The 1293-nt window shown below is 43.8% G+C and carries 1 protein-coding gene and 1 pseudogene; both read left to right on the forward strand.

Annotation, left to right across the window (positions count from 1 at the left end; all coding sequences use genetic code 11):
- Window positions 1-295: pseudogene (locus A3738_RS20750) on the forward strand (5-(carboxyamino)imidazole ribonucleotide synthase); the annotation flags it as partial.
- Window positions 296-452: 157 nt separating this feature from the next.
- Window positions 453-1031 (forward strand): superoxide dismutase, encoded by a 579-nt coding sequence (locus A3738_RS20755; protein WP_068477327.1) that lies wholly within the window; start codon window positions 453-455, stop codon window positions 1029-1031.
- Window positions 1032-1293: the final 262 nt, after the last annotated feature.

Consider the following 1293-nt stretch of genomic DNA (forward strand, 5'->3'; position numbering starts at 1 on the left):
GCACTGCAGCCAATTCGAGAATCACATCAGAGCGATATGCGACCTGCCACTCGGAAGTACCGAAGCCTTGTCACCAACCTGCATGATAAACCTCATCTCCCACAAAGGAGATATTCGAAAAATTCTTGAGCTTCCTTATGCTCAAGTTCATCTCTACGATAAAGAAGAGAGAGCAGGCAGAAAATTGGGGCATATCAACGTCACTGCTAGCTCATATGAAGAGCTAAAATGGCGCGTCGAGAATATCGTTCAATTTCTCCCTGATTACCCCCAATGCCTACAGTTGAAAAACTAAAAGGCACCCCAACTTATACAAATGACTACTAATTGAGGCTCATCTGAACAGCCATCAACCTCGTAGATGTATTTGAACCGAGGTGGTATGATCTTCAGCTTTGAAAACAATGCTAAGCCACCGCCTCGGTGGTGTTTTAATTTTAGGGAGAAGCCTAATGGCAATCGAATTACCTGCGCTACCATACGCAATTGACGCTCTTGCACCACACATTTCTCAAGAAACTCTTGAATTCCACCACGGCAAACACCACAAGACTTACGTTGATAAGTTAAACGGCATGATCCCTGGAACTGAATACGAAGGAAAAACACTTGAAGAAATCATCACTTCTTCTTCAGGTCCTGTATTCAACAACGCAGCCCAGATCTGGAACCACACGTTTTACTGGAATTGCTTGAGCCCGAATGGCGGTGGCGCACCAACTGGTAAAGTTGCTGATGCAATTAACGAAGCATTTGGATCTTTCGAAGAATTCCAAGCAGCATTTAACGACAAAGCCGTAAACAACTTTGGCTCAAGCTGGACTTGGTTGGTTAAAAATGCGGATGGTTCTTTGGAGATCGTTAACACATCAAATGCAGGCACTCCAATGACAGAAGGTCAAACTGCACTTCTAACAGTTGATCTTTGGGAGCACGCTTACTACATCGATTACCGTAATGTTCGTCCTACTTATTTGAATGCGTTCTGGGCACTTGTAAACTGGGGTTTCGTTGCTGAAAACCTAGGTTAATATTGCCTCCTTGTTTTTAGTACGTTGCACTAAAATCAAGGCATAAAAAAACCGGAGTTTAATTACTCCGGTTTTTTTATGCCTGAAATAGCCTTATCGGATACTATTTCCATCATAGAGACTTTCAACTGTCGGCTTCTCTCTGGCGCGCAGCTCTTCTTCATCTTCGCCTTGCGCAACTTTCGTCTCCAAATTCAACTGCCAAAGCTGATCAAACTTCTGCTCCGTCACTGCACGAGTTGAAGCTTTGTCACGAAGAATG

It is taken from the genome of Oleiphilus sp. HI0066, from assembly GCF_001635725.1.